This window comes from Corynebacterium sp. KPL1986, assembly GCF_000477975.1.
In the GTDB taxonomy this organism is placed as follows: domain Bacteria; phylum Actinomycetota; class Actinomycetes; order Mycobacteriales; family Mycobacteriaceae; genus Corynebacterium; species Corynebacterium accolens.
Genome location: NZ_KI515719.1, coordinates 1,553,129 through 1,574,176 on the forward strand (window position 1 = coordinate 1,553,129; position 21,048 = coordinate 1,574,176).

18 protein-coding genes are annotated in these 21,048 nt (G+C 56.1%); 11 read left to right on the plus strand and 7 right to left on the minus strand.

Features of this window, described 5'->3' with window-relative positions:
- The first annotated feature begins 841 nt into the window (after positions 1-841).
- The 5 genes from HMPREF1287_RS07180 (at position 842) to HMPREF1287_RS07190 (ending at position 6,771) form a co-directional block, all read left to right on the plus strand.
- Positions 842-2,296: a SpaH/EbpB family LPXTG-anchored major pilin gene (locus tag HMPREF1287_RS07180; RefSeq protein WP_023018058.1), complete on the plus strand. Its 1,455-nt coding sequence runs from the start codon at positions 842-844 to the stop codon at positions 2,294-2,296.
- A 163-nt stretch (positions 2,297-2,459) separates the two neighbouring features.
- Positions 2,460-3,380 (plus strand): class C sortase, encoded by a 921-nt coding sequence (locus HMPREF1287_RS07185; RefSeq protein WP_023018059.1) that lies wholly within the window; start codon positions 2,460-2,462, stop codon positions 3,378-3,380.
- Positions 3,381-4,250 carry a hypothetical protein gene (locus HMPREF1287_RS12155; protein WP_023018060.1) on the plus strand — a complete coding sequence of 290 codons (870 nt, stop codon included), beginning with the start codon at positions 3,381-3,383 and terminating at the stop codon, positions 4,248-4,250.
- Positions 4,247-4,924 (plus strand): hypothetical protein, encoded by a 678-nt coding sequence (locus HMPREF1287_RS12710; RefSeq protein ID WP_232218837.1) that lies wholly within the window; start codon positions 4,247-4,249, stop codon positions 4,922-4,924. The genes HMPREF1287_RS12155 and HMPREF1287_RS12710 overlap by 4 nt, the downstream gene beginning before the upstream one ends.
- Positions 4,925-4,956: 32 nt before the next feature.
- Positions 4,957-6,771, plus strand: a complete 1,815-nt coding sequence (locus tag HMPREF1287_RS07190) for a SpaA isopeptide-forming pilin-related protein (protein WP_232218839.1) — start codon at positions 4,957-4,959, stop codon at positions 6,769-6,771.
- A gap of 136 nt (positions 6,772-6,907) precedes the next feature.
- On the opposite strand, the gene HMPREF1287_RS07195 is transcribed toward HMPREF1287_RS07190, so the two are convergent.
- On the minus strand, positions 6,908-7,498 hold the full coding sequence (locus HMPREF1287_RS07195; protein ID WP_023018063.1) for a nucleosidase: 591 nt from the start codon (positions 7,496-7,498) through the stop codon (positions 6,908-6,910).
- A 227-nt stretch (positions 7,499-7,725) separates the two neighbouring features.
- Here HMPREF1287_RS07195 and HMPREF1287_RS07200 point away from each other — a divergent pair, with 227 nt between their 5' ends.
- A complete protein-coding gene (locus tag HMPREF1287_RS07200) occupies positions 7,726-8,397 on the plus strand; it encodes a hypothetical protein (RefSeq protein WP_023018064.1) in 672 nt (223 codons plus the stop codon).
- A gap of 189 nt (positions 8,398-8,586) precedes the next feature.
- Here the strand turns inward: HMPREF1287_RS07200 and HMPREF1287_RS07205 are convergent, their stop codons facing one another.
- The 3 genes from HMPREF1287_RS07205 to HMPREF1287_RS07215 are packed head-to-tail and all read right to left on the minus strand — an operon-like array spanning position 8,587 to position 11,554.
- A complete protein-coding gene (locus HMPREF1287_RS07205; protein WP_023018065.1) occupies positions 8,587-9,870 on the minus strand; it encodes a sulfate adenylyltransferase subunit 1 in 1,284 nt (427 codons plus the stop codon).
- Positions 9,870-10,769 (minus strand): sulfate adenylyltransferase subunit CysD, encoded by a 900-nt coding sequence (cysD, locus tag HMPREF1287_RS07210; RefSeq protein ID WP_023018066.1) that lies wholly within the window; start codon positions 10,767-10,769, stop codon positions 9,870-9,872. The genes HMPREF1287_RS07205 and cysD overlap by 1 nt, the downstream gene beginning before the upstream one ends.
- Complete coding sequence (locus tag HMPREF1287_RS07215; RefSeq protein ID WP_023018067.1) at positions 10,769-11,554, minus strand: phosphoadenylyl-sulfate reductase; 786 nt, start codon at positions 11,552-11,554, stop codon at positions 10,769-10,771. Before HMPREF1287_RS07215 ends, cysD begins: the two co-directional genes overlap by 1 nt.
- Positions 11,555-11,726: 172 nt before the next feature.
- Here HMPREF1287_RS07215 and HMPREF1287_RS07220 point away from each other — a divergent pair, with 172 nt between their 5' ends.
- From HMPREF1287_RS07220 to HMPREF1287_RS07230, 3 genes are all read left to right on the plus strand, one after another.
- Entirely contained in the window at positions 11,727-12,143 is a 417-nt protein-coding gene (locus tag HMPREF1287_RS07220; protein ID WP_023018068.1) for a hypothetical protein, read from the plus strand.
- Positions 12,144-12,253: 110 nt separating this feature from the next.
- On the plus strand, positions 12,254-13,996 hold the full coding sequence (locus HMPREF1287_RS07225; protein WP_023018069.1) for an ABC transporter ATP-binding protein: 1,743 nt from the start codon (positions 12,254-12,256) through the stop codon (positions 13,994-13,996).
- Positions 13,996-15,960, plus strand: a complete 1,965-nt coding sequence (locus tag HMPREF1287_RS07230) for an ABC transporter ATP-binding protein (protein ID WP_023018070.1) — start codon at positions 13,996-13,998, stop codon at positions 15,958-15,960. The genes HMPREF1287_RS07225 and HMPREF1287_RS07230 overlap by 1 nt, the downstream gene beginning before the upstream one ends.
- 18 nt (positions 15,961-15,978) lie before the next feature.
- On the opposite strand, the gene HMPREF1287_RS07235 is transcribed toward HMPREF1287_RS07230, so the two are convergent.
- The 3 genes from HMPREF1287_RS07235 to HMPREF1287_RS07245 are packed head-to-tail and all read right to left on the minus strand — an operon-like array spanning position 15,979 to position 17,817.
- On the minus strand, positions 15,979-16,608 hold the full coding sequence (locus tag HMPREF1287_RS07235; RefSeq protein ID WP_023018071.1) for a hypothetical protein: 630 nt from the start codon (positions 16,606-16,608) through the stop codon (positions 15,979-15,981).
- Positions 16,605-17,249, minus strand: a complete 645-nt coding sequence (locus HMPREF1287_RS07240; protein ID WP_023018072.1) for a DUF6114 domain-containing protein — start codon at positions 17,247-17,249, stop codon at positions 16,605-16,607. The genes HMPREF1287_RS07235 and HMPREF1287_RS07240 overlap by 4 nt, the downstream gene beginning before the upstream one ends.
- Positions 17,239-17,817 carry a DUF6230 family protein gene (locus HMPREF1287_RS07245; protein WP_005279354.1) on the minus strand — a complete coding sequence of 193 codons (579 nt, stop codon included), beginning with the start codon at positions 17,815-17,817 and terminating at the stop codon, positions 17,239-17,241. Before HMPREF1287_RS07245 ends, HMPREF1287_RS07240 begins: the two co-directional genes overlap by 11 nt.
- A 400-nt stretch (positions 17,818-18,217) precedes the next feature.
- Here HMPREF1287_RS07245 and HMPREF1287_RS07250 point away from each other — a divergent pair, with 400 nt between their 5' ends.
- Both HMPREF1287_RS07250 and HMPREF1287_RS07255 read left to right on the plus strand, forming a co-directional pair.
- Entirely contained in the window at positions 18,218-19,273 is a 1,056-nt protein-coding gene (locus HMPREF1287_RS07250) for an oxygenase MpaB family protein (RefSeq protein ID WP_023018073.1), read from the plus strand.
- 77 nt (positions 19,274-19,350) lie between these two features.
- The gene (locus HMPREF1287_RS07255) at positions 19,351-20,937 is read left to right on the plus strand and encodes a succinic semialdehyde dehydrogenase (protein WP_023018074.1); all 1,587 of its coding nucleotides are present in this window, start codon (positions 19,351-19,353) and stop codon (positions 20,935-20,937) included.
- Positions 20,938-21,048: the final 111 nt, after the last annotated feature.

Here is a 21,048-nt window from a genome sequence, read left to right on the forward strand (position 1 = left end):
TTAGGAGAATTAGCTCTCCTGGCCAGCGTCGGAGCAGCAGCTATATTTATTGGACGGCGTGCCTTGAGTTCATTGCAGGACCCTCCGTAAAGCTGTTCCTTAACAAAAGACCCGCTCATCATCTTTCAAAAAAGACGTTGAGCGGACCTCTCCTAATCTACATCTAGTTCGTCCATCTCACGACGGGTGGATAACTGAAAAGAGTTTTATCGCAAGCAGCCTAAGTCAGCTGCGTCTTCGGCAAGTTGGCGGGCGCTGCAATCCAAAACACCGGCCCAGGTGCCCATCGATTCCTCGTTGATGGAATCAGAAACTTGCTTCAGCAGAGTGCAGGGCACGCTAAAGCACTGGTGAAGTGCCCTAGGTTTTGTTCTGTTTGAGTAGATGGGAAAGCTGGGGCATTTCATGAAAAACAACGCACCTAAAAATCCCGAGTCGAAGATCCATCCCGTCCACCCCGCCCGGGAGATTGACAAGCTATATAGGAGCACCCCAGGTGCACCACCTCATCCATAAATGCAATTAACAACCACTTTCGGGGGGTACGTCGCCAGCGAACTTTAAACTTTTTTCAGCATATTCGCAGGTGGAAATAACGTGACGCCAAGGCTATTGCACATCAATTGGAAATCTTTTTAATGTGTTCACAAGGTAAACGAAAGTACCGTTTCCTGGATGTCGTCATTAACACCTTGTTACAGAATTCCCTCTCTATACGTTGGGTGTTAAGCAAAGAAAGGCTTTTCACGCATGAAGAAAACTGCATATATTCGGTCTGCGAGCGCCGCAGCCGTCATCGGACTCACGCTATCCCTGGGCGGAGTAACCGCCGTGGCTCAGGATGCCCCGGCCCCCGCAGCCCCCCTCACCTGTCATTGATGAGAATGCACCGGTAACCCTCACCATTGATAAGCGCCTCAATCCCACCAGCATCGGCGAGGCCGGTTCCGGTACGGCAGACCCCGCTGTAACCGGTAACCCACTGAAAGGTGCAACTTTCACCGGGACCCTCCTCGACGTCAGCAAGGTAGAACCGAAAAAATTGGGCAGCCTAACCGCCGCCAACTACACAGAGTCCGGCGCCACCAAAACGACGACCACGGTTACCGGCAAGACTGGGGACAATGGCCAGCTGAAGTTTGACTCCACGCAATCTGATCTTAAGCAGGGCATCTGGCTATTCGAAGAAACTATCGATGGTGAGGTTATGGATGTCAATACCCAAAAAACCTATCAAGCTCCCGAAGTAGCCCCCTCCACCCCATTTATCGTGGCGCTTCCGTACACCAACGGTGAAGGTAATGGATGGAACTATAATGTGGTGGTTCAGCCGAAAAACACCACCGCAGGTGTTACCAAGGAAGTCAAAGACGCCAACAAAAACGTCGGCGACAACATCGAGTATATTGTCCACGGCAACGTGCCAGTCATCCCGCGAGGCGAAAAGCTTAAGGGATTCCGCCTTACGGATACCATTGACACCGAGAACCTCGAGCTCGTTGATGCCAGCGTGGTGCCATCAAACAACATCCAGATCGCTAAAGATGGTGACTATTCTCTGAAAATCAATAAGGACGTAGTAAGTCCAGACTACGGCAAGGTTGCAGTTAGTTTCACTGATGCCGGACTGGCAAAGCTTTCGGGACTGCCTGCTGGAACCACCGTCGACCTCACCATTACCGCCAAGGTGAAGAGTTTGGAAGGCACCGATGGCATTGCCGTGAACGAGGCTCGTCAGTTCGTCCACTATCCCCACCAGGAAGATGAGAGCGAAACCAAGTCTAATCAGGTCAAGTCCTACTGGGGCCAAGTCAAGGTAGTCAAGACCGAGGAAGGCAAAAACACCCCACTGAAGGGTGCGGAGTTTGAGCTCTACCGCTGTGAAGGTAACGAAACACAAGCCGAGCAGCTGAAAGACCAAGATAAGATTTCCATCGACGGCACTTCTAAGTGGACGACTAATGACGACGGCAACGTGACCATCGATGGCATCCATGTCACGAACATCGAAGATGATTCGAAAGACATTTCCAAGTCCTACTGTCTCGTTGAAACCAAAGCCCCGCGTGGATTCGTCGCAACCAGCGAGATCCATTCCTTCCAGCTGGCCTCTAATGAGGACAAGTTCCAAACCGCTTCACCTGTGCAATACGAAGCGGCTATTAAGAACAAGCGTTCCGAAATGCCGCAGCTCCCGCTTACCGGTGGCATGGGTATCGGCATTCTAGGCGCACTCGCTGTATTGGTAGCAGGCGGTGCACTCTGGTTCGCTCGCCGCGCGAACAAAGAAAGCTAAACCGACTCCTCGGTTAAGCACCTGGGAGTTAATTCGACTGCATACAGGTACATAACTCCCTGATACGTGGACTGCCCCCTCGCTTCAGCGCGGGGACAGATTCCACGAGATTTTACACCACCACAACGGAGATGCCGAGTCCGGCGAGTGAGGAAATTTTTATATGGTACTGCGTACTTCTAGTTCCGCGGTCAAAGGGAAGCACAGGAACACATCGAAGACACTGCCGCAAAAGGCAGTTCCCGTCATTGTCCTCGCGCTGCTTGCCATCGGGCTCTTGCTTTATCCAGTGGCGGTGACACAACTCAATAACTGGGAACAGCTCCGCGCAGCTGATTCTTATAGCAGCGACATCGATGATGCGGATGAGGGGCTGCTTGCCCAGCAATTCGCCGCAGCCCAAGAGTATAACAAGACTCATTCAGCGGGTCCGATCCTTGATCCTTGGCTCACGCGTATTTCTGAGGATAACGCTGACTACCAAGCGTATTTATCCGAATTAAATGCCCATGACGTGATGGCTCGCCTCGTTGTACCTTCTGCTGACGTTGATCTTCCCGTTTATCACGGAACCAGTGAGGACGTCCTTCAAAAGGGTGTTGGGCACTTGTACGGATCCGATCTCCCTGTCGGCGGGGAAGGAACGCACTCAGTCTTAACTGCACACACCGGGCTAGTGAATGCCACGCTCTTTGACAATCTCAACAAGGTCAAAGAAGGAGACCCAATCTATGTTGGCGTCTCCGGTGAAAGGATGAAATACCAGGTCAACGACATCCGGGTCGTGCTTCCGCACGAGACGGATTCTCTCCGGCCAGAAGCTGGCAAGGACCAAGTCACCCTCATCACATGCACGCCCTATGGCGTTAATTCCCATCGTCTTTTGGTTACGGCCGAGCGCGTTCCCTTCGATGAAGAGGCAGCACAAGCCTTTACCCCTCGAGGCCTCCACTGGACGTGGTGGATGTGGGCTTTTATGGCTGCTGCACTGCTTATCGCCATCGCGGCCACTTTCTGGCTTTACAAAATGAACAAAAAGGAAAAGCCGAAGTTCGGCCAGTCAGTATCACTAGAGGAAGCATAAATGTTTAAAAACCACAGGCTAGCTAGGGCAACGGCTGCCCTGTGCGCAGGATGTCTCGTGACATTGGCTGCGCCGACAGCACCTGCTGATGCCAAAGTGATTTCTGGGTATGCCCCAGCATCCACCCAGGTAGACCCCAGTTCCATCGGTCAAGTGCTCAATTCCCTTACAATTTCTCTGCCTACCGGTAATCCATTTGATGAAGTTAAAGAGGGCGAGCTACCGCCAGGGGCATTAAGTGGTTACACCTTCAAATTGGCGCAGGTAGCGGGTCTTGATATTCGTACGCGCCAGGGATATACGGATGCTCTCAACCTCACTCCGCAAAAGGCACGCGATCTGGGGTTTACCGAGGTAAAGAGGAAAGAAATCAGCGATGATACTGGTAAGGTTCGCTTCGATAACCTCCCGGCGGGCGCGTACCTAATCGAGATAAACCCTCCCCAACGCAGCGGGGAAAGGCACAAAGATATCCAGCCTATGATCGTCCTGCTTCCTGCCACCGACAAGGAAGGAAATTGGCTACATGATCTCAAGGTAGTAGCCAAAACCGACGACGGCGGCGGTCATGTCCCACCACCAACGGATATCCCCGATCCACGGCCGACGCCCACCCCCACTCCAACTCCATCGGAGCCTAATTCGACTCCACCACCCGAAGAAACAACGCCTCCGGGGCCGGGATCTGACGGCTCCGAAACAAAAGAAACTTCGCCTGCTGATACCCCACCAGCAGGTCCTGAGAAACCCAAACCCAGCCAATTAGCACGAACAGGCGCTTCCGTACTCGGAATCCTTGTTCTGGCTGCTGGCCTCATCGCGGCCGGAGTGCTGCTTATCCGTCGAAATAATAAAGGTGACCAACGATGAAAGGGACGACACCAATGCACAGCTTCTCCCGCAAGGTGCGGACAAGCGCAGTAGCTGCCTTTACCCTCATGCTGACATTTGGGGCCGTCCCTGGGGTAACTCCAACTCACTCGGAATATTCCCCCACGCCGACTGCGCATGCTCAGGCAACAGGAAATCCCACGAACTCACCAAACTACCGCCCGATCCCAAATGATAGGAAGTGGGATGAATGCAAAATGGAACGCGGTAATCTACAGGTGAAAACTTGGTGGGATAATCAGCAATTCAGATTTCAGAATAACCAATTGGTAAGCACGCAGATGGACGGTGGTAAGGATGTAAGCGTCGTCGAGGTAACCATTAACGGGTTCCGCAATCTTTCCCGATCCATTAATACCGCAGATTCACGGATACAGCTAAAATTCGGCAACAGCTCTAGTTGGACAGAACTGCGCAATAACCGTGACTTCACGCTGACGGTAAGTGGAAATCGAGTCTTCTTTAAACTCAATCAAAAGATCCAACGGGCTCCGTTGCAGATTGAATCCTTCGATGCCATAGCCCAGTTCCCATTGAACGCGGGGAGATCACCTAATTGTCAGATGACGCTGTGGCATGAGGGCCCTGAATGGTTTAACGTAACGCACCAAAGGTCGATATCAATGCGCCAGAAACCCCTCGCGATCAGCTGAATTGGCTGCCAGCCTCGTCGACGAATCCGGCCTTGCCAAATCGTTGCGGTGGAAATATCGCCTTAGTTTTCGATACTTCTAATTCGATCAAAGAAAACAATAATGCCGGCGTTGTTGCTAGCCGTAATGCAGGACTAAGCGTTATTAACGCTTTACAGGGAACAGGAAGCCAGATGGCGATCTATAACTTCGCCTCGGGCGCGAAGTACCTTCCCGGTGTGTCTACAGATACGTTGAACCTAAACGATAATGCTGATGTGGAGAAGCTGCGCAGCGCTGTCAAAGCCATCGACACCATCACGGACCCGAAAGTCCCCCAGGGACTTGGTGGCACCAATTATCAGGCGGGCTTAAACCAGGTACCTGCCGGACAGTTCGACGTCGTTTATTTCATCACCGACGGGCTACCGACGACGAATAATGAAGATTATCCTTACGGTTATGACCACGGTACCTATACCCATCAACTCGATATATCGGCCGCAGTTCACGAGGCTAATCGTCTCAAGGCATCCGGTACACGCATCGAGACAGTCATGGTGAATATCGAACAACTTAACGAGCACATTCTTAAAAATGAATACTTTTATTTGCCCGTCGTTGAACGCCAGTGGACTCCTAGGGTGCCCGGTGTGACAAACGGTGTAAGGAAACCGTGGCCCTCCCAGGACGGCTACGGGTACCCAAGTTACACCGACGGAAAGGGTCGGGTGAATAACTTGTATTATGTGCGGGATCTTGCAGACCAAGGCAAGATCTTGATGTGGGATACCCCGGAACGTGCTACAGCCACGCAATACGACATTACGAATCAACCGGAGATCTGGCGGGCGGGAGTTCTTGGGCCGCGTTCAATCGGTGAATTTATCTCCAGTAATGACGCTGTTACTACCGTGGATAATTTCAATAATTTGGTAGATCGGCTCAATGACCTAGTCCTAAAGGACTGCTTTGGTTCCATCAACGTGACCAAACTTGTTCACGGCGAAGATGGCTCGGTGACGCCGGGGAAGGACTGGAACTTTGATACCACTGTTGACGGTGGTCAAGCAGCCATCATCGACGGCGAGGATGGAAAGGGACGTGCGGCACAGGTGACCGATGTCACCGGTGAAGACGGACGCTATGGACGGTCTTTGGATCAACAAAACGGGCAGGGTCAATCCGTCACTGTAGTTGAGCACCAGCAGCCTGGGCATAAGCTTCACAAGCAAGGTGACAAGAATGCCGTATGCACGACACGCGTGCGTGAGGGCAACTCGTGGAAGACTAAGGACTCCGAAGTACGCAATATTGACGATGCTCAAAAACCAGGATTTGGCGTGGATGTTCCATTCCGGGGCATCGTTAATTGCACGATTGAAAATGACACCGTTTCCGTGAAAATTGATCTGTCGGTGGAGAAAGTCAGTTTCGATGACAAGCCCCAGCCGTTGGAAGGTGCTGAGTTCACCCTTAATAAGGTGGATGGGGATAACCGCGAATATGTAGGGACAATCCGCGATGGTGAGACTCGGATTTTCGATCTCCAGCCGGGTAATCGATATGAGCTGGTAGAAACACAAGCACCTTCTGGTTACCAGCTACTTAGCCGCCCGATTTACTTCAACATCGACGTTGGAGAGTCTGGAAAACCCGAAATCGTGATCGAGGGTGGAAAGGACCAGTATCCGGAAATTTCTATCCAGGAAGATGAAAAGGATGCGAACCACTCCGTCATGCAGGTGGCCGATATCCGTAAAGGCGATCTGCCCAATACCGGCGGTCGCGGCTTAGGAGGGCTCGCCCTGTTGGCCAGTGTCGTAGCGGCAGCAGCTGTGTTCATTGGGCGGCGTGCCTTGAACTAATCACGGGACTACTCCGTAAAGCTGCTCCATAATAAAGAGGCCCGCTCATCGTCTTTTCAAAATGACGTTGAGCGGGCCTCTCTTGATCTACATCCAGTTCATTCGTCTCACGTCGGATGGATAACTGAAAAGATTGTTAGCGCAAGAAGCCTAGGTCAGTTGCGGCAGCGGCAAGCTGGCGGGCGCTGCGGTCCAAGACACCGGCCCAGGTACCCATCGATTCCTCGTTGGCGGAATCAGACACTTGCTTCAGCAGAGTGCAGGGCACGCCGAAGCGCTGGCAGGTTGCTGCGATGGAATAGCCTTCCATATCGCACAGCTGGGCTTTTTTCACCAGCTCATTGCGCAGTGCGGTAGTTGAGACAAACATATCGCCGGTAGCCAGGCCGCGTGCCGGAAGCTCGCCGGAGTTCTCCAGCTCGATGAATTCTGGCAGGAGGTAACGGCTGATATCGGTCAGAACGTCTAGTTTGAAATCGTGCTTGGTTACTTTATTGATCTCAAAGACGCCATCCATGCCATCGACGAGCGCGCCCGCCGTACCAATATTGACCACGCGCTCAGGCAAAGCATCGTGTGCGCGGGCCTCAGCTAAGACCTCGGTCAGGGAAATCGCCGCTGGAACCGTGCCGATACCGGTAATAAGCAGCGCTTCACTGTCCGGAATGTGTGCAGCTTCGGCATCCACGGCCGCCACGAAGAGGGTTCGTCCAGATAAGTTTTCCATGCCTGCGACGATACCTGCAGGCGGCCCGCGTGCCGGACTCGGCCGCAACGTTTTATGCCCTTGGTTTGTTTATTGCCCTGGCTCCTTGGATGAGAGGCCTGAAAGTAATAACGCGATTCGGGGAGCAACTGCGTCCCGTCGTGTGCGCGTTCACGCTATAGTAAATGCGCAAAGGGCTTCACTGCCATTCTCTTTATTCCTCCCTACACCACCTAAGGGCCCCTCTCTTGAGCAAAACTCAGCCTTCAGAATCTTCGGAACCGACCGGCTCCCCTAAAGGCCGCGGCAAGCGCATCGTTACCGTCGTGATCGCGATCCTCGCGGTCATCACTTTGGTAGCGGCCAGTACGTGGGCTTATACCGGAGCGGCAGAACCAAAAGATCAGGCGCACGAACCTGCGTTTGGGGATGTCCACTCTGCCAAGCCGTCCTCTGACGCTGCCGACAAGACGGCGGACTCGTCCGGGAAAGAAGACGCGGTCAAAGGTACTGGCAAAGACTCAGGTGCTGGAGCTAATTCTGATGCTGAGGCCAAGCTGGCCGAAAAGAAGAAGGACGCTACTGCGCAGAACGGGGATGCGAACTCTCAGGGACAGAAGGACTCGCAGGCAAAAGCTGGAAGCCAGGAACCGAGCACGGGTGAAAAGTGCGGATCCTATGCTGAAGCCCACATGGGTGGTTTTTATAGGCCCGTGCAAATCTACTGCGATGCCAACTGGCTCTTCGCCGGTGATGAAGGAACTTCCTTCCACACCTTGTACCAGTGGTCCGGGGATACCTGGGCGGCAATTGAAAAGGATGGCAGAAGCTACCCTTCCAACTACCCGTGCTTTAGCGAAGAGAAGCTCTCCAAGGCTGGCGTGCCAAAGGAAATCGTGGAGGATCTGCTGACGTGTTAAGCCGCTAGCTCATTGGGGTTGGCCGCAGATGCATAAAACAACCGCGTTTCGCTAAAAATTGGGGTGATTTTAGGAGAAACGCGGTTGTTTTGGACAATGTGGCAGGCGGTCAGGGCGTGCGGCACTGCGGCACGTGTGCGGCGCCGAGCAGAGCTCCGGGAGGCCCTCGCGCCGAGCGCGGGCTCGGAATTAACGCAGGCGGTGGCCCACGAAGCCGGCGGCCAAGGTATTGCCGGAGGATTGATCAATGAGCAGGAAGTTGCCCACGGCGCCGCGGGCGGCGTAGTCCTCCACGGGCAGTTCGGCCTGGGTTTGGATGGTGAGGTGGGCGATATCGTTCATGACCACGGCCTCGGGGTCTTCTACGTCGGGCACACCATCGAGATCCAAAGTGCGAGCAATGGTGGCGATGCGGGCTTTGACCAAGGAGGAACCGTAGCGCAGCTTCACCATCTGACCGGGCTTGAGATCCTTTTCGGTTAAGCCGACCACCGTGGCGTCGAATTCCCGGGTGGCTTGGGGACGCTGGGCGCCGGCGAGGAGATCGCCGCGGGTGAGATCGATGGCATCGGCAAGCAGGAGCGTCACCGAATCGCCGGCGGCGGCGGAGGGGGCGGGGCCATCGGCAGTGTCGATCTGGGTGACGGTGCTGGTGCGGCCTTCGGGCAGGTGCACCGTATCACCCACGGAGATGGACCCGGCCTTCACGCGGCCGGCGTAGCCGCGGTAATCGGTGGCGTGCTCGCGAATGACGTACTGGATGGGAAAGCGAAAGTCCAGCTCATCGGCGCGGCCAGTGGCGACGGGGATAGTCTCGAGCACCTCGAGGACGGTGGGGCCGGTGTACCAGTCCATGGTGGTAGAGCGCTCGACCACGTTATCGCCCTTGAGCGCGGAAATGGGCACGACGGTGGTGTCGGTGATGCCCAGGCGCTGCGCAATCTTTTGGAATTCAGCCTCAATATCGCGGAAGACCTGCTCATCGTAGTCCACGAGGTCGATCTTGTTGACCGCAAGGACGACGTGGCGCACACCCAGCAGGGCGGCCACGTTGAGGTGGCGGCGGGTTTGTTCGACGACGCCGTGGCGGGCATCGATAAGCAGCACCACCACCTGCGAGGTGGACATGCCGGTGACCGTATTGCGGGTGTACTGCACATGCCCTGGGGTATCGGCAAGGATGAAGGTGCGCTTATCGGTGGCAAAGTAACGGTAGGCCACGTCGATGGTAATACCTTGCTCGCGCTCGGCACGCAGGCCATCGACAAGCAGGGATAGGTCCATGCCGTCGAAGCCGCGATCGGAAGAGGAGCGCTCCATGGACTCGACCTGGTCCGCGAGCACGGACTTGGTGTCATAGAGCAGGCGGCCGACGAAGGTGGATTTGCCGTCATCAACGGAGCCGGCGGTGCATAAGCGCAGGGTATCGCGCTGTTTGAGGGCGCCGACATTCGGCGCGAGGGTAGTCGTCATCAGAAGTAGCCTTCCTTCTTGCGGTCTTCCATGGCGGATTCAGAAAGTTTGTCATCGGCGCGGGTGGCGCCGCGCTCAGACAGGGTGGAAATGGAGATTTCCGCGAGCACCTCATCGGGGCTGGAGGCGGTGGAGTCGACGGCACCGGTGCAGGACATATCGCCGACGGTGCGGTAGCGCACGGTGCGGGTTTCTAGCTGCTCATCGTCTTGCGGTCCGCCCCATTCACCTGGCGAAAGCCACATGCCGCCGCGGTTGAAGACCTCGCGCTGGTGGGAATAATAAATGGGCGGCAGCTCAAGCTCGCGCGCGCCGATGTATTCCCAAATATCGGATTCGGTCCAGTTGGAGATGGGGAATACGCGCACGTTTTCACCAGCCATTTTGCCGCCGTTGTACAGATCCCACAGCTCGGGGCGCTGGCGGCGGGGATCCCAGCCACCGAAGGAATCGCGGATGGAAAAGATGCGTTCCTTGGCGCGGGCGCGTTCCTCATCGCGGCGGGCACCGCCGAGGACGGCGTCGTACTCGCGCTTGGCGATGCTCTCTACCAGCGGCACCGACTGCAATGGGTTACGGGTCCCATCGGGCCGTTCCTGCAGCTCACCGCTGTCGATCCAGTCTTGGACGTGGGCAACGTGGAGGCGGGCGCCGGATTCGGCGACCAAGTCATCGCGAAACTTGATGACCTCGGGGAAGTTATGCCCGGTATCCACGTGGAGCAATTCAAAAGGCACCGTGGCCGGGGCGAAGGCGCGGCGGGCCAGCTCGAAGACGACAACGGAGTCCTTGCCACCGGAAAAGAGGATGCCTACCTTATCGAATTGCCCGGCTACCTCGCGCAGGATGTGGATGGATTCATTTTCTAGGTCTTGTAGGTGTGGGGAAAGTGTGCTCATTATTCGTGTAACCCGCATTCTGTCTTGCCATCTGCAAATACTCGCCCGGAGCGGGCGTCCTCGCCCTCGCCGACTGGGAAGGTCAACGGCGCATCGCCGATGGACCGGTATCCCTGCAGGGTCAGCGGGTGGATGATGAGGTCATTATCTGCAATGTATTTATCGGTATCGTCCAAGTTCCAAGTGATCATCGGCGAAATCTTTAGCCGCCCAGTGCGGTCCAGGCTGAGTGCTGGGGCGTGGGCGCGGTGCTCGGAATCGGCCCGGCGCAGCCCGGTCACCCATCCGGCATAAGGATCCATGGCCATATTCAGCGGCTCGACCTTGCGCATGCGGTTATAGGCGGCGGTATCGCGCGCGTAGAGGCGCGGGCCGTAGACCTCGTCTTGCTCTTCGGGGCTCAGCAGCGGCAGCACGCGGACTAGGGGCAGATCCGGGTAGCGCTTGTCCACCTCTTCGGCCACCTGGAGGGTCTCCGGGAAGTGCCAGCCGGTATCGATGAAAAGCAGGTCAGCAGCGAGCCCGGCGCGGTGGGAGAGCTCTGCCAGCACGGTGTTTTCCATGGACATCGTCACCGCTAACCGGCCGGGGGCGTGCTCGGCGGCCCACTCGGTGATGCTTTCTGCGGATTCGGCGTAGAGCTTATCCGCCCACGTGTCCACTAGCTGTTCATTGCGCGCGGCCACCTCGGCGGGAAGCGGCGCGGTATCGCGCGTGCCTTCGGGCGAGATATGGGGATCGCGGAAGGAGTGTCCACCATCCAGCAGGTTCGTCGTTGGGTTCATGAGCTCACACACTAGGCAACCGCGGTAGCTCACGCAGCACGTTTTTCTGGAAAGGGCGCTGAGCTTGGCCGAAGGGAAGAATAAAATGTTTTATTTCTGAACCAAGCTGACTAGATGTATAGACAATGTAGTCTATTGCGGGCCGGCCGAACTCGCCCGAGGAGGAACTTTTATGCAGCGTGTCGCCATCATTGGGGAAGGTCCTGCCGCCTTATCCGCCGTGGAAAGACTCCTGAGCGCCGGCATGTGCGTAGACCTCATCTCAGAAAAAACTGCACCGTTCGGTCTACTTCGCCGCTTTGCGGGGCTTGCCGGCGTGGTTGATGAGGCCGTGCCGCACGAGTGCGCACCGGGTACTACCCCGCGGCTGCGCTTGCTAGGAAACGTGCGCGTGGGAGTAGACGGCGATATCACCCATAACGAGGTCCACCAGCTGGCCGCCCACGGGGACCGCGAGCTCATCGTCATGGAATTAAAGGCCCGCGGTATTCCCGTCACCACGTGGGAGGGACTGTGCACGCCGATCACGGATTTTGAGGACTGGACCAGCGTCATCGCCAGGGCGCAATTGGCGCACGTCTTGGTCTAGGTTCGCCCTTACGGTCAGGTGCCTAAATATAAAAACCGTTCGCCCCATCTGCGCCCACCAGATATGCTTGCTGGTTAATCCCTATTCTCCCTCGAAAGAAGCGCAGGTTTATGGATCTAGTCCGAATCCTTTTTACCCGCTCGGCGCCCTATACGCCCTATGTCCTAGCGGTACTTATCCTGCAGGCGCTGTCCACCGCGGCTACCCTGTATCTGCCGTCCTTGAACGCCAAAATCATCGATGAGGGCGTGTCCAAGGGCGATATCGACTATATCTGGCACACCGGCGCGATCATGCTGATTGTGGCCTTTGTCCAGGTCATTACCGCCATCGGCGCGGTGTGGTGCGGCAGCCGCACCGCCATGGGCGTGGGCCGGGATCTGCGCAGCGAGGTCTTCCGCAAGGTCACCACGTTTTCTGCAGAAGATATGAGCGAGTTCGGCACGCCCACCCTTATTACCCGCGGCACGAATGACGTGCAGCAGGTGCAGATGGTCTACATGATGATGCTGAACTTCATGGTCACAGCGCCCATTATGTCCATCGGCGGCATCATCATGGCCATCCGGGAGGACGCCGGACTGTCCTGGTTGGTGTGGGTTTCTGTCGCGGTGCTGCTTGGCACCATTTCCGTCCTCATCGCGCGGCTTATGCCACTTTTTCGTTCTATGCAGGACAAGCTGGACACCATCAACGGCACCCTGCGCGAGCAAATCACCGGCATCCGCGTCGTGCGAGCCTTTGTGCGCGAGGCCTATGAAACTGAACGCTTTACCAAGGCCAATAAGGACATTACCCAGCTTTCGCTGAAAATCGGCCAGCTTTTTGTGCTCATGTTCCCGCTTATCACCGTCATCTTGAACGTGGCCACGGGCGCCGTGCTGTGGTTTGGCGGCCAGCGCGTGGATGCCGGGCTTGTCGATGTCGGCGGGCTCACCGCCTTCCTGCAATACCTGTTGCAAATCCTCGCCGCCGTCATGATGGGCACGTTTATGGCGATGATGCTCCCGCGCGCCCTCGTGTGCGCCCGCCGCATCACCGGGGTTATAAGCCACGAGCCGTCCATTACCCCGCCGCAAGATACCGTCACCCCGGAAACCATGTCTGGCACCGTTGAATTTCGCAATGTCAGCTTCTCCTATGCCGGCGCGGATGCCCCGGTGCTAGAGGATATTTCCTTTACCGCCACTCCCGGCACCACCACCGCGATCATCGGTTCCACCGGCGCGGGCAAAACCACGCTGCTTTCCCTCATCCCGCGCCTGTACGTTCCGAGCGAGGGCGAGGTGCTTATCGATGCCACCCCCACAACCTCCCTCTCCCGCCCCGACATCGTCAGCCGCGTCTCGCTGGTGCCACAAAAGGCCTACCTGTTTAGCGGCACGGTGGCCTCCAACCTGCGGTTGGGCCGCCCCGAGGCCACCGATGATGAATTATGGGAGGCACTGCGCGTGGCGCAGGCGGAGTTCGTCGATGACCTGGACATGCCGATTGCGCAAGGCGGCACCAATGTATCGGGCGGGCAGCGCCAGCGCCTATCCATCGCCCGCATGCTCGTGGCCCAGCCACGCATTTATCTCTTTGTTGATTCCTTTTCCGCGCTGGATGTGGTCACAGATGCCAATGTGCGCGCCGCCATGCACCAGTCCTTTGCCCAGCGCGGCGAGGCCGTGACCACCATCATCGTGGCCCAGCGCGTGGCCTCCATCCAAGATGCCGATCAGATTTTGGTCATCGATGCCGGGCGCATCGTCGCCCGCGGCACCCACACGGAGCTGCTGAAATCCTCGGATGTGTACCAGGAAATCGTTAAATCCCAAGAAACCGCTGGAGTAGCTGGAGGCGAGCACTAATGGCCAGAGACACCACCCACCACTCCTCCGCTGAGGAAGCTGAGCTCCAAGAACTTGAGGCCAAGGTTGCCGCTGATGAATGGTCCGGTTCCGCACCGCGCCAGGCCAAGAATTTCTGGCCTTCTGCTAAACGGTTGTTACTGCTGCTCATGCCCTATAAACGCATGCTTGCGGTAGTGGCCGCAATGAATATCGTCTGCGTTTTCCTGGCGGTATTTGCGCCCAAGATCTTGGGTGATGCCATGGACGTCATCTTCTCTGGCGTCATCGCCCGCGAGCTGCCGTCTGACATCTCGGCGCAACAGGCCATCGACGGCATGCGCGCCCAAGGCCAAGATCAGGTGGCCGATATGGCCTCCGGCATGGATTTCATTCCCGGCGAGGGCATCGACTTTACCCGCTTGGGCACGCTTATCATCGCGGTGATCGCGATGTACATCGTCTCTGCCGCCTTCGAGCTCTGGCAGGGGCTCATCTTAAACCGCCTGACCATCGACACGGTCTACGAGCTGCGCCAGCGCGTAGAAGCCAAGGTGCATGCGCTGCCGTTAAATTACTTCGATTCCCGCCAGCGCGGCGATATCCTCTCGCGCACCACCAATGACATCGACAATGTGCAACAAGCCCTCCAACAGGCGTTGTCCCAGCTGTTCTATAACATCCTGATGATCCTGGGCATCACCGTGATGATGCTGAGCATCTCTTGGCGGCTCGCCCTGGTAGCACTCTTGGCGCTCCCGCTAACCGCGCTGATCATCGGGGTCCTCGGCGGGCGCTCGCAGCGCCAATTCAAAACCCAGTGGCGCGCTACCGGCCAGCTCAATGGCCAGGTAGAAGAATCCTTCTCCGGCCACGACTTAGGCATCGTCTTTGGCCGCACGGAGGATATGACGCGCCAATTTGATGAGCGCAATGACGAGCTCTTCCACTCCTCCGCGCTGGCGCAATTCCTCTCCGGCATCATGATGCCCATCATGCAATTCATGTCCTACCTGTCTTATGTGGCCATCGCTGTGCTTGGCGGCCTGCGCGTGGCCAACGGGCAGATGACCCTGGGCCAGGCCACCGCCTTTATCCAGTACTCCCGCGAATTTAACCAGCCACTGGGCCAATTGGGCGGCATGATGCAACAGGTGCAATCCGGTGTGGCCTCTGCCGAGCGCGTCTTCGAATTCCTCGATGCGGAAGAACAATCGCTGGAGGTAACCAGCGATGAGCTGGCCGGCCGTGCCCGCGGCCGCGTGGAGTTCCAGGACGTTGACTTTTCCTATTCGCCGGAGAAGGAGCTTATTACCGGGCTCAACCTGCGCGTGGAGCCGGGGCAAACCGCGGCGATCGTGGGCCCCACCGGTGCCGGTAAGACCACCATGGTCAACCTGCTCATGCGCTTTTATGACATCGATTCTGGGCGCATTCTTATCGATGGCCACGATACCGCCCACATGCCCCGGACCGCCCTACGCTCCCAAGTGGGCATGGTGCTACAAGATGCCGTCCTCTTTGAAGGCACCATCATGGACAATATTCGCTACGGCCGGCTCGATGCCACGGATGATGAGGTCATCGCCGCGGCCAAAGCAACGTACGTCGATCGCTTCGTCCACTCCCTGCCGGAAGGCTATGACACCGTCATCGACCAAGATGGCGGCGCCATCTCCGCCGGCGAACGCCAGTTGATTACCATCGCCCGCGCCTTTTTGGCCCAGCCCGCACTGCTCATCTTGGATGAGGCGACCTCGTCCGTGGATACCCGCACCGAGGTGCTTGTCCAAGAGGCCATGAATGCCCTGCGTGCCGAGCGGACCTCCTTCGTCATCGCCCACCGCCTATCCACCATCCGGGACGCTGATCTGATCTTGGTGATGGAAAACGGGGGCATCGTCGAGCAAGGCTCCCACGAGGAACTGCTGCGCGCCCAGGGCGCTTATTGGCGCCTGCACCAATCGCAGTTCAACGATTCTTAAGGGAGCGCCGCTGCATGATTACCTCACTGTGAGTTGGACTTGCGGGGCGTGCAGATTCGCGCCTTGCAGGTTAACCAGCTCCATGGTGACGTCTTGTAGCGAAATGCGCTCCATCAGGGGATTGGGAATAGGAGCATCGGGGACTGCGTGCGGAGCAGGAACGCCCAACTGATCAAGTACGGCATTGATATCCTCGTTGTCCAAATCCACGTTCACCGGAATGGTGGGATGGTCTACCACCGCGGGGGTTGTCTGCAGCCCGGCCGCCAGCACGGTTACCGGCCCATCAGTAACGGTGGTTTCCACATCCCCGGTAGTCAGTTTTCCCTGTCCCACAACACTAGGAAGGGTAAGGGCGAGATTTCGCGCAGCAAGTTTATCACCCACCAGCTTGAGCGCTCGCTGCTCGCCCTGTGCCGTTTGCACCGTAACAAGCGAGGCTGTCACGTTTCCGGTCAGCGTGACATTATCAGCGGTGACAGTACTAAGTTCAGACTGTGCCAAGGCTAAATCTTCCTGCGCGCGGGTTTTCTCAGGATGGTTGACCACGCACACTGCCATAAAAACGCAGAGCACCGCGAGCGCACTTGCTTTTAACGCGCGAGGGGAAGGGCCTTGCGATAGCGAGACTAGTCTGAATAGCCTCATGCGGAAACCGCCACCTCTTTCGCCTCGGACTTTTCCTTATTCGACACCTTCTGCCGATCCTGCGGCTGCCAAGCAAAGGCGAGTGCACCGCCGATAATGCCCAACAGGCTACCGATGAGAAAGCCGCCAAGGTTTGAGGTGGGCAGCGCAATAATGGCTACAAGTATGCTCAAAACACCCAAGTAAGTCGAGGTCTCTTGCCTAAACCAGGAGCCTAAACCAAACATGATAAGTGCCGCGCCAATGAGCAACGTCGAAACACCAGAAACCGTAGAAATCATCACCAAAAGATCAGAAATACGCACAGTAATATAGGCGGGCGCGGCGATGGCGATTCCAGACAGGATAAGTAGCAGTCCACCGGCAAAGGGGCGGCGCTTGCGCCAGTGCTTAAACCGCTTCCACCGGCTCTGCTTGGTTGCTACTTGGGCAATAGCTTCGTCGTTCGCCATAGAAGCATGAGCCTCATTGGCACTTTTGACTGCGTCCGCCACCGACTGCGAAGGCTCTTTTGCCGCGTTGCCCGCCGCACTTGCAATCCCAGCAGTTCCTTCCATAGATTCAGCGGTTTCGGCACCATTATCGGGGTCAGTCACCGCAGGCATGCGCAAAGTCTCATCATCAGAGGACTTAGCAGGCATTGTTATTGCTTCCCCTCTTCACTGTCACGGTCACTCCGGAAGCAGCGAGCTTTTCCGCTCCGACCGAGGTCGTTCGAATATCATCTGCGCTCAAGGTCACCTTCTGCGCATACAGGCCCCATGAGCCTGGATCTGCTTTGTCATTAACCTGACTTGCATCGACTCCCACGTTGGCGTTGGTCAGATCCAGCTCTCCCTTAATGTCGGTCGCACCGACCAATAGGTTTCTGACCTCCACGCTGTCATCTCCGTTCGCACGGAGAGCAAAGGTGGTCTCGCCCACACCAGGAACATCCGGAAGATTGGCGGATAAGCATAGGTTAGAAGCCACGGCATGTTCGAACTTCAAGCGTGCGGCCGGAATGGTTTCCTCTCCCATTTGATCTCTATCAACAAAGATCGACAGGCCTTCACCTTCAAGGTGGCTCATATTTACCTTAAAAAAGGTTCCCGATAGGGCAATATTGGCAGTCAAACCACCCTGGGCTACCGCAAAACCTGTAACGCCGAATGCCGCGAGACCTGCAGCCAGAGCGGCCGCAAACTTTGGAATGCTTATTCTGCCCATGAAGGCACCTTTCTTTGAAAGATTACAAAGCGAAGAAACACGCCTAAAGACATCGTTTCTTCCCTGTCACCGGTGACCCATTTAAATAGGTCCCCAGTTTCCGTCTCATCCAATGCGAAAGCATCTCCGAAGGAAACATAAATCCTTGTGAGTTCTTCCAAACGACAGCACTAAATGAGATACAGAACACAAAGACTAAGGGGTTATTGCCAAGATCGCAATCCTCGACCCTAGGTTTGCCGTACAAAATCTTGGAACTCTAAGCGGTTCAAGCCAGTACACTGGCCATATTTAACCCACCTCACTACACCCCCAAATTTGTGGTTTAGGCAACAGTCCAAATGTGGCGTGTGTTACGCTACACAGCATTCAATATCAATCGAAACCAGGGAGGGCTAAAATGTCCAACTCGCTTAATGCCAGTGCATACCAAGCTCCGGAGGACAACGACCAGAACAACTCCGCTGCCCCGAGTAAGGAAAAGGAGTCGAAGCGCGAACTCCGGCGCGCCCCCTTAGGTCCAGATTCCCTGCTGTGGAAGTGGGGATCGGATAACCGCCTGCAGCTGCTGCGCGGATATACCGGCATTTTGCAGAATATGCACCCGGCCATCGGGCAATCCCTCCTGGATCACTCGAAGTTCTTCGACGAGCCATTCGCCCGCCTGCAGCGCTCCACGCCGCAGATTATTCAGTCCATCTATGACGACGGGGACATCGGCGAGCGCATCCGCGATTATCACGTCACCATTAAGGGCACGCTGAAAAATGGCGAGCGCTACCACTCTCTAAATCCAGAGACCTACTACTGGGCACATGCGACCTTTGTCTACCGTGTCATCTACGCACAAGACCTTTTCGGCACCCCGTTCACCAAGGAAGAGCGCGACCAAATCGTCCGCGAAGGCGTGACGTGGTGGGATAAGTACGGCATGTCTGAGCGTCCGGTCATCGATAACTACGATGACTTAATCAAATACATGGACGAGATGGCAGATACCGTCCTCGAACGCAATGAGACCGTTGACTTCGCACTACGTACTGCACGCGTAGAACCAGTCAAGGCTCCGGAAGGTGTTCCAGAGGCCGTGTGGAAAGTTATCTGGAAGCCGATTATGCGCAGCGCCATCTGGTTGACGGTGGCCACCTTGCCCCAGAAGTACCGCGATATCTTGGATCTCAAGTGGTCCAAGCGCGATCAAAAGCGCTTCGACCGCATTGCCAAGTCCGTCCGCTTCATCATGGATCACCTGCCAGAGGACAAGCGCTACATGGAGCCGGGTCGCTCCCTGATGATCAAAAACGGCATGATCGAGGGCAAGTACAAGGAGCCGAAGAAGATTCAAGGCTACAACGCCGCCCAGGCTAAGGACTCTGCGGCCACCGCAGAATCTACCGACAAGCCGGATTCCGATGATGCAGTAGCCGCACGCCGTGCAGCCGGCTGTCCATTCTAAAACACACCGGCTTCTTCATTGTTCGTGGGCTTTAAGCTCACGAACCTTTTCATTAATCTCCCTGGAGCGTGCATTACATGTCTTTACCCCGCCGACTACAAGAACGGCCTTTGCCACAGCATTTACTGACCGAACTGCAACATCTCACCACCAACTACTCCACCGGTTCGCTGGATAAAGGCGAACACCAAGCGGTCCATTCCCCTCTCTTCGAAGAAGAATTGGGGTGGGTTGGAGTAGGTTCCGAAGAAGACGTAGATGAAGCTTTCCGTCGTTCACGCCAAGCCCAAATGCTCTGGGCTGACACTGACGTTAAGCAACGCGTAAAGGTAATTAAGCGCTTCCATCACCTCGTGGCCAAGAACCGCGAGCTGCTGGCGGATTTCATCCAGCTGGAGACCGGTAAGGACCGCACGGCCGCCTTTGATGAGGTACTCGATGTACTGAACAACGCGCGTTATTATTCAAATAATGCGCCAAAGCTACTTGCTACACAGAAACAGCCAGGTGCATTTCCATTCATTACTAAGACTCGCCTACAGCGGGTTCCTAAGGGTGTTGTAGGGCAAATCAGCCCGTGGAACTATCCATTAGCGCTGGGCATTTCCGATGCCGTTGCGGCACTGCTTACAGGCAACGGCATCGTGGCCAAGCCCGACGGCTCCACGCCGTTTTCTAACCTGATTTCCCTCTATCTCTTAAAGGAAGCAGGACTGCCGAAGGATCTGCTACAGATCGTCACCGGTTCCGGCCGAGTCGTCGGTTCCGCCATCGCTGAACGCTGCGATTACCTGATGTTTACCGGCTCTACCAAGACCGGCAAGATTTTGGGTACCACCGTAGGCGAGCGCCTTGTTGGATACTCCGCAGAGCTGGGCGGAAAGAACCCGATGATCATCGCGCCGGATGCAGACATCGATAAGCATATTGACACCATCGCTACCGCCTGTTTCTCAAATTCGGGCCAGCTGTGCGTTTCGATCGAACGCATCTACGTTCCCGAAGCCATCTTCGATCAATTCATTACCGCATTCCGCCGAGCAACCGAATCCATCAAACTTGGCTCTGGTTTGAACTGGGACTACACGATGGGTTCGCTCATCGGCCAAGATCAATTGGATGTAGTGCAGCACTTTGTCGATGACGCAGTAAACAAGGGTGCAACCGTTATTACCGGAGGCAAGCCCCGCCCGGATATCGGCCCCTATCACTTTGAACCCACGGTACTCACTGATTTGGGCGATGGCACCGAGCTTGCAGAGCAAGAGGTCTTTGGTCCAGTGGTATATGTGCAACGCGTGCGCGATGTCGAAGAGGCAATCGAACAGGCAAATAAATTGCCCTATGGTCTAAACTCCTCCGTATTTGGCCAGCCAGAGACCGCTCAGGCCATCGCTGAGAAAATCGATGCAGGAAGTGTGACTATCAATGATGGCTACGCTTCAACGTGGGCCTCGATTTCTACCCCACTGGGTGGCGTCAAGGAATCTGGCGTTGGTCGCCGCCACGGCCACGAGGGCCTGACTAAGTACACGGAAGCAAAAAATATCTCTTCCCAAAGGATCATGCCGATGCGCGGGCCAAGCTGGCTACCCAATAAGTACTACGGCACCCTGCTGAGCTCCGCATTGCGTTTAGGAAAAGCCCTGCACTTCCTACCTTAAGCGCTCGCCATAGCACCTAGGAACCACTCAATTCCCAGTAACACACTTCACATTCCATAGCTTTGTGTGTACTATCACAACTTATTCACGAAATGTGACCTACTGACTACA

Bases quoted from the DNA above. Each gene is read 5' to 3' on its own strand.
- HMPREF1287_RS07180 (WP_023018058.1), top strand. From the start codon at position 842: ATGCCCCGGCCCCCGCAGCCCCCCTCACCTGTCATTGATGAGAATGCA.
- HMPREF1287_RS07185 (WP_023018059.1), top strand. From the start codon at position 2,460: ATGGTACTGCGTACTTCTAGTTCCGCGGTCAAAGGGAAGCACAGGAAC.
- HMPREF1287_RS12155 (WP_023018060.1), top strand. From the start codon at position 3,381: ATGTTTAAAAACCACAGGCTAGCTAGGGCAACGGCTGCCCTGTGCGCA.
- HMPREF1287_RS12710 (WP_232218837.1), top strand. From the start codon at position 4,247: ATGAAAGGGACGACACCAATGCACAGCTTCTCCCGCAAGGTGCGGACA.
- HMPREF1287_RS07195 (WP_023018063.1), bottom strand. From the start codon at position 7,498: ATGGAAAACTTATCTGGACGAACCCTCTTCGTGGCGGCCGTGGATGCC.
- HMPREF1287_RS07205 (WP_023018065.1), bottom strand. From the start codon at position 9,870: ATGACGACTACCCTCGCGCCGAATGTCGGCGCCCTCAAACAGCGCGAT.
- cysD (WP_023018066.1), bottom strand. From the start codon at position 10,769: ATGAGCACACTTTCCCCACACCTACAAGACCTAGAAAATGAATCCATC.
- HMPREF1287_RS07215 (WP_023018067.1), bottom strand. From the start codon at position 11,554: ATGAACCCAACGACGAACCTGCTGGATGGTGGACACTCCTTCCGCGAT.
- HMPREF1287_RS07220 (WP_023018068.1), top strand. From the start codon at position 11,727: ATGCAGCGTGTCGCCATCATTGGGGAAGGTCCTGCCGCCTTATCCGCC.
- HMPREF1287_RS07225 (WP_023018069.1), top strand. From the start codon at position 12,254: ATGGATCTAGTCCGAATCCTTTTTACCCGCTCGGCGCCCTATACGCCC.
- HMPREF1287_RS07230 (WP_023018070.1), top strand. From the start codon at position 13,996: ATGGCCAGAGACACCACCCACCACTCCTCCGCTGAGGAAGCTGAGCTC.
- HMPREF1287_RS07235 (WP_023018071.1), bottom strand. From the start codon at position 16,608: ATGAGGCTATTCAGACTAGTCTCGCTATCGCAAGGCCCTTCCCCTCGC.
- HMPREF1287_RS07240 (WP_023018072.1), bottom strand. From the start codon at position 17,249: ATGCCTGCTAAGTCCTCTGATGATGAGACTTTGCGCATGCCTGCGGTG.
- HMPREF1287_RS07245 (WP_005279354.1), bottom strand. From the start codon at position 17,817: ATGGGCAGAATAAGCATTCCAAAGTTTGCGGCCGCTCTGGCTGCAGGT.
- HMPREF1287_RS07250 (WP_023018073.1), top strand. From the start codon at position 18,218: ATGTCCAACTCGCTTAATGCCAGTGCATACCAAGCTCCGGAGGACAAC.
- HMPREF1287_RS07255 (WP_023018074.1), top strand. From the start codon at position 19,351: ATGTCTTTACCCCGCCGACTACAAGAACGGCCTTTGCCACAGCATTTA.